We start from the raw sequence: 5698 nt of genomic DNA on the forward strand, positions 1-5698 counted from the left end.
CGCCCCGGCCCACGAATCCCTCGCCCGGCTCATGAAGACCGGGACGGGAGCGCATATCCAGCGGGAACTGCTGGCAGAAGCAGGGGACCTTCGGAGAATGGTCGCCGCATGCGCCCGCCGCACCCAGGACGGGTGAGCGCCGCACCCTGCCCTCATCGCGTTGAAAAAGTCGTGTCCGGCCTTCAGCGAGTGGTATTGCAAGGACACCAGGTCGTAGGCCACGTCCTTGAAGCTTGTCTCGCCTGTGCCGATGGGCGGGCGTGGTGCCGTCGTCGAGCTGTCCGTGCTCGGGCGCGCTCGTCGTCTGCGAAGCACACTCTTCGCAGGGCCCCAGGGGAGCACGGATTCGGCGCCCGTGTTGTGCGGCAGACCGGCCGCCACCCGTGCGTGGGCAGTGTTCAACGACCGGGCGCCGGCAACGGTGGCGTCCCATTGCGCGGTGTAAGGGGGCGAGGTGCGGGTAGCCGGTCCAGACGTGGCGTTGCCGTGTGTCCGTCGCGGTGGTGAATCCCCGGCGCCACGTGGACGCGGCCCCGTCCGCTGTGGAGGTGGCCGGAGCCGCGCCTGCTCACGCTTCCCGCCTGTGGCCGCCGCCACACCCCTGATGACCCTTCGGCGCAGCGCCGGCTCTCGTAGCCGACATTGGCGACGGGGGTCTTCAGGTTGCTTGGGATCGCGTCCGTGCGGACAGGACGGGTGACGGTCCGCGCATGAGTGCGATGCTGGCGGTGTCCATGGGGGCGGCTCGCCGGGGAGGTTCGCGCTGGTTCCAACGGCGCGACGCCGGCGAGCCGCCTGGGGTTCGTCTACCCCGACTCGTCCTAACCGTGCAGTGCAAAGGGCGGGGTTCGCGGCCCTGTCGGCAGCGCGAACCCCGCCCGTGGATGTGGGGCGGTGGTGTCAGGTCACCACCGGTACCACCGGCGGCGGCTGCCGCTCTCGGCGCCCCGGAAGACGAAGCCGAGCACCCAGACCACCAGCACGATGATGGCGATCCACCACAGCGCCTTGAGGGCGAACCCGGCGCCGAACAGGACCAGGGCGAGTAGCAGGACAAGCAGCAAAGGAACCATGTCGTCAACCTCCTGACGTTGCGTCTGCCCCGCGATCCGGTCACTACGCACCGGCCGCGGGGCCAGTATGCGAACAGGAGGACGAACCGGTCCGCTGAGGCCGGCCCGTCCGGCGGCGCGGGTGTCAGGGCAGGTTGCCTGAGGGGACTACGGGTGGCGGGGTGAGGTTGTCGGTGTGTTCGCCGGTGACGAGGTAGACGACGCGGTTGGCGACGGCGACGGCGTGGTCGGCGAAGCGTTCGTAGTAGCGGCCGGTGAGGGTGACGTCGACGGCGGTTTCCACGCCGTGCTTCCAGTGGTTGTCGAGCAGGTGCTGGAAGAGGGTGCGGTGCAGGGTGTCCATGTGGTCGTCGTCTTGTTCCATGGCCAGGGCGCGGTCGACGTCGCGGGTGATCAGGATGTCGGCGGCCTTGGTCATCAGGCGCTGTGCGAGGTCGCCCATCTCGGCGATGGTGTCGTTCAGGTCCTGGGGCACCGCTCGTTGTGGGGAGCGGAGCTGGGCGAGTTTGGCGACGTGTTTGGCCAGGTCGCCGGAGCGCTCGAGGTCGGCGCTCATGCGAAGGGAGGTGATGACGATCCGCAGGTCGGTGGCGACGGGCTGCTGCCGGGCGAGCAGGGTGATCGCCCGGTCCTCCAGCTCCTGCTGCAGGGTATCGACCTGCTCGTCGCCTGTGATAACGGTTTTGTCCAGCGCCAAGTCGCCGGTCAGCACAGCAGTGGTGGCTCGTCCCATGGCGGATCCGACCTGGTGGGCCATGTCGACCAGGCGCGCACCAATGGCTTCCAGTTCATCGTGATGGGCCTCGCGCATCGCGTCCTCTCCCGTGCTGGTGGTCCGTCGTCTTCCCCCGCGGGCGGTCAGCCTTCTACACGCCCGGGAAACTGGTAGGCGCGCCGCCCTGGGCCTGCCGGGCATCTTGGCTTCCCGGGAGCCCTGGCCGAGTGCCGCAGTCGAGGCCGGCTCCCCCTCTTTCCGCCCGTCACCGAGAGACGCCGGCGGTCCTTGCTCGTGACGGCGATCGGCACCTCGGGGCCGTAGTCCTTGGGTGGTGCTGTGCGCCGGTTGGCGGCTGATGCGCACAGTGGCTGCTGGTGGGGCAGGCTGGGGTGATGGAGGAGGCGCGGTTTGTGGTGCACGGCCTGTCGGTGAGTGGCGGCAGGCTGGTGACGATACATCGCCAGGGCCGGGCGGACGCGTATCTGGGGGTGGCGTTCTCTGAGCGTGATTTGGTGCTGATCCTGCGGTCGGCTGGGATGCCGGCCCCGGATCTGCTGGTGGATGATCCGCGCTGGGTGGAGGGTCACGTCCGCTGGAGTGGTGTATCGACGGCCACTCGGTGATCTCTTTTGAGGCTATGCGGTGAGTGTGGTGAGCAGGGCGGTGTCGTCGGTTCCTGACTCGATCGGGTGGAGGCGGGCCTTGATCAGCAGCTCGCGGCCCATGTAGTGGCGGGCTTCGGTCCACTCGTCGTTCTGTTCGGCCAGGACGGCGCCGACCAGCCGGATCACGGCGGTGCGGTCGGGGAAGATGCCGACCACGTCGGTGCGGCGGCGGATCTCCTTGTTCAGTCGTTCCTGGGGGTTGTTGGACCAGATCTGCCGCCAGATCTCACGCGGGAAGGCGGTGAAGGCCAGCAGGTCGTGCCGGGCGGCATCCAGGTGTCCGGCGGCCTTGGGGAACTTCGCCTCCAAAGCCTCCTGGACGTGTCGCATCTGAGCCTGGACGGCGTCTGCGTCGGGCTGTTCGAAGACCGTCCGCAGCAGTGTGGCCACCCACGGCTGGACGGATTTCGGGACCTGGGAGAGCAGGTTGCGGGCGTAGTGGAGCCGTAAAGAATCAACGTGTTGCTTCGGGGGTCGCGGGCTCGTTGGGCTGGTATGACATTCCCCGCGGAGATCTTGTCGCAACTCACCTTTCGTTTCGCGGTGTTGTTTCCGCATCTCAATGAGCGGCAGCGGCGCTTGGCGGCGGCCACCGAGGCAAGATTGCTTGGCCGTGGCGGGGTGCGGGCTGCCGCGCGGGCCGCATCGATGAGTGAGACCACGGTGCGCCGGGGTGTGACCGAGCTGTCCTCGAGGGTCGGCCCGCTTCCCGGTGGGCGGGTTCGGTCACCGGGCGGGGGCCGCAAGCGGGCCGAGACGGTCGACCCCGTGATGGTGAAGGCCCTGATGGCACTGGTCGAGCCGGACGAGCGGGGCGATCCGTAGTCGCCGCTGCGGTGGACGACCAAGTCTCTGCGTCACCTGTCGGACGAGTTGGCCAAGCAGGGGTATCGGGCATCCGCGCCGACCTTGGGCCGCCTGCTCAAGCAGGCGGGCTTCAGCCTGCAAGGCAACGCCAAGACCCTGGAAGGCACCCAGCACCCGGATCGGAACGCCCAGTTCCACTATCTCAACGAGCAGGTCAAGGCTCATCAGGCGGCAGGTGAACCGGTGATCAGCGTGGACACCAAGAAGTGCGAGCAGATCGGCCGACTGCCCATGGCCGGACGAGAGTGGCGCCCGAAAGGCGACCCCGTCCAGGTCGAAGACCACCACTTCTTCTTCAGCGGCCCGGATGTCGAGCAGGCCATCCCGTACGGAATTTACGACCTTGACCGCAACACCGGCTGGGTCAACGTCGGCATCGACCATGACACCTCCGTCTTCGCGGTGGAGTCCATCCGACGCTGGTGGACCGCCCGCGGCAGCCTCGACTATCCGACCGCGACCCGGCTGCTGATCACCGCTGACGCCGGCGGCTCCAACGGCTACCGCTACCGGGTGTGGAAGAGCGAGCTGGCCGCGTTGGCCGCTGAGACGGGACTCTTGATCACGGTCTGCCACTTCCCGCCGGGCACCTCGAAATGGAACAAGATCGAGCACCGGCTCTTCTCGCACATCACGCACAACTGGCGCGGGCGCCCACTGACCAGCCACGACGTAGTCATCCAGACCATCGCCGCGACGCGTACTCGGGCCGGCCTGCGTGTGGAAGCAGTGCTGGACACCGGCGACTATCCCACCGGTATCGCGATCAGCAAGGACCGCTTCGCGGCCCTGCCGCTGGAGCACCACGCCGTCCACGGAGCGTGGAACTACACCCTCCACCCCCAGGCCATCGGCGACGCCGTCCTCCCGGACCCGCTGGGCGAGGCCGCAGGCCCCGCCCAGCACCGTCAGGCGATGCTCGCCAAACTGGCCGATGAGCGGCTGACCGGCCTCACAGCCGAACAACTGGATCAACTGGCCGTCACACTCGCCCCCGCCCAGGCCTCCCGCAGCCAGCAACGATTCAGCGAACAACGCGGCGGACGGGCACGCCGAGCCACCGGCAAACTCCGACACCAACCGCTCTTCGACGACCCGGCCCGGCTCCTGCTCACCCTGCTCTATCAACGACAGGTCTGCTCGATGAACGTGCTCGCCGACCTGCTGGAGGTCACCGCGACCTGCATCGCTGGCCACATCCACGAGACCCGCGAGGTTCTGGAAAACCGCGGCCACGACCCCGGAACCGCCCCGGTCCGCTTCCCCACCGCCCCCGACTTGCTGGCTTTCCTCGCCAGCGACGAGCAACCCGCCCGCACCGAGATCATCGACAAGCTGTCCCACCCGACGCTGACCGGCATGTCACGCCACGATCTCCATGCGCTGATCAGTCGTTTGGCGCCCCGCCAAGTCGCCCAGACCGAGCGCGTGACCTACGAGCGTCGCAGAGGCGAACGCCGGCCAAGCAGCCGTGGCGGTGTCTTTCCACAGAAACTCGGCAACCAGGAGCGGGTCATCGTCGCCATCATCTACCTACGGAAACTGTGCACGCTGGACGTCCTCGCAGACGCCTTGGGCGACGTGAGCAGGTCCTCCATCGGCAACGTCGTCCGCGAACTGCGACCCCTCCTCCAACAAAACGGCCACCTGCCGCCACCGGGAACCACCCGATACCGCACCGCAGCAGACCTCCTGGCCGCGACAACACGTTGATTCTTTACGGCTCCAGTGCGTGCGGCAGCGCTGCCACGACGCGCCGGGCAGGGTGCCGCCGATCGCGTCGACCAGGCCGGTGTGGGCGTCGGAGACGACGAGTCGGACCCCGGACAGGCCGCGGGCGATGAGCGAGCGCAGGAAGGCCAACCAGCCGGCGCCGTCCTCGGCGGTGGCGACGTCCAGGCCGAGGATCTCGCGGTGTCCGTCGGCGTTGACGCCGACCGCGATCAGCGCGTGGACGTTGATGATGCGGCCGCCTTCGCGGACCTTCTGGGTCAGCGCGTCGACCCAGACGAAGGTGTAGGGGCCGGCGTCCAGGGGGCGGTGGCGGAACGCGGCCACCTGCTCGTCCAGGTGCTTGGACATGGAGCTGACCTGGGACTTCGACAGTTGGGTAACGCCGAGGGACTCGGCGAGTTTCTCGACGCGGCGGGTGGAGACGCCCAGCAGGTAGGCGGTGGCCACCACGCTGATGAGGGCTTGTTCGGCCCTGCGGCGTCGCTCGAGGAGCCAGTGCGGGAAGTAACTGCCGCTGCGGAGCTTGGGGATGGCCAGCTCGACGGTGAGCCTGTTGCGTTTTTGTTCGGGCTGCGCAGTATCAATGGGGCACCGCTTCCGACCTGAATGTCCCTGGTCGTCTCGAGTGCATGGCTGTCTGT

Annotated in this window: 3 protein-coding genes and 3 pseudogenes; 2 read left to right on the plus strand and 4 right to left on the minus strand. The window is 68.1% G+C overall.

The genetic code is table 11. The annotated features are described in order from the left end of the window. Positions 1 to 905: 905 nt before the first annotated feature. Both ABZ883_RS42910 and phoU read right to left on the minus strand, forming a co-directional pair. Positions 906 to 1073 (minus strand): hydrophobic protein, encoded by a 168-nt coding sequence (locus ABZ883_RS42910; protein WP_360915234.1) that lies wholly within the window; start codon positions 1071 to 1073, stop codon positions 906 to 908. 124 nt (positions 1074 to 1197) lie between these two features. Next, positions 1198 to 1884 carry a phosphate signaling complex protein PhoU gene (phoU, locus tag ABZ883_RS42915; RefSeq protein ID WP_360917728.1) on the minus strand — a complete coding sequence of 229 codons (687 nt, stop codon included), beginning with the start codon at positions 1882 to 1884 and terminating at the stop codon, positions 1198 to 1200. Between the two features lie 299 nt (positions 1885 to 2183). Here phoU and ABZ883_RS42920 point away from each other — a divergent pair, with 299 nt between their 5' ends. After that, positions 2184 to 2414: a hypothetical protein gene (locus ABZ883_RS42920; protein WP_360917731.1), complete on the plus strand. Its 231-nt coding sequence runs from the start codon at positions 2184 to 2186 to the stop codon at positions 2412 to 2414. Between the two features lie 12 nt (positions 2415 to 2426). Here ABZ883_RS42920 and ABZ883_RS42925 read toward each other — a convergent pair. Further along, positions 2427 to 2903 (minus strand): annotated as a pseudogene (locus tag ABZ883_RS42925) (transposase); the annotation flags it as partial. A gap of 48 nt (positions 2904 to 2951) precedes the next feature. On the opposite strand from ABZ883_RS42925, the pseudogene ABZ883_RS42930 reads away from it, so the two are divergent. Beyond that, positions 2952 to 5036, plus strand: a pseudogene (locus ABZ883_RS42930) (ISAzo13 family transposase). A gap of 9 nt (positions 5037 to 5045) precedes the next feature. Here the strand turns inward: ABZ883_RS42930 and ABZ883_RS42935 are convergent. After that, positions 5046 to 5603, minus strand: a pseudogene (locus ABZ883_RS42935) (IS256 family transposase); the annotation flags it as partial. Positions 5604 to 5698: the final 95 nt, after the last annotated feature.

The organism is Streptomyces sp. NPDC046977, assembly GCF_040644455.1.
Lineage (GTDB): Bacteria > Actinomycetota > Actinomycetes > Streptomycetales > Streptomycetaceae > Actinacidiphila.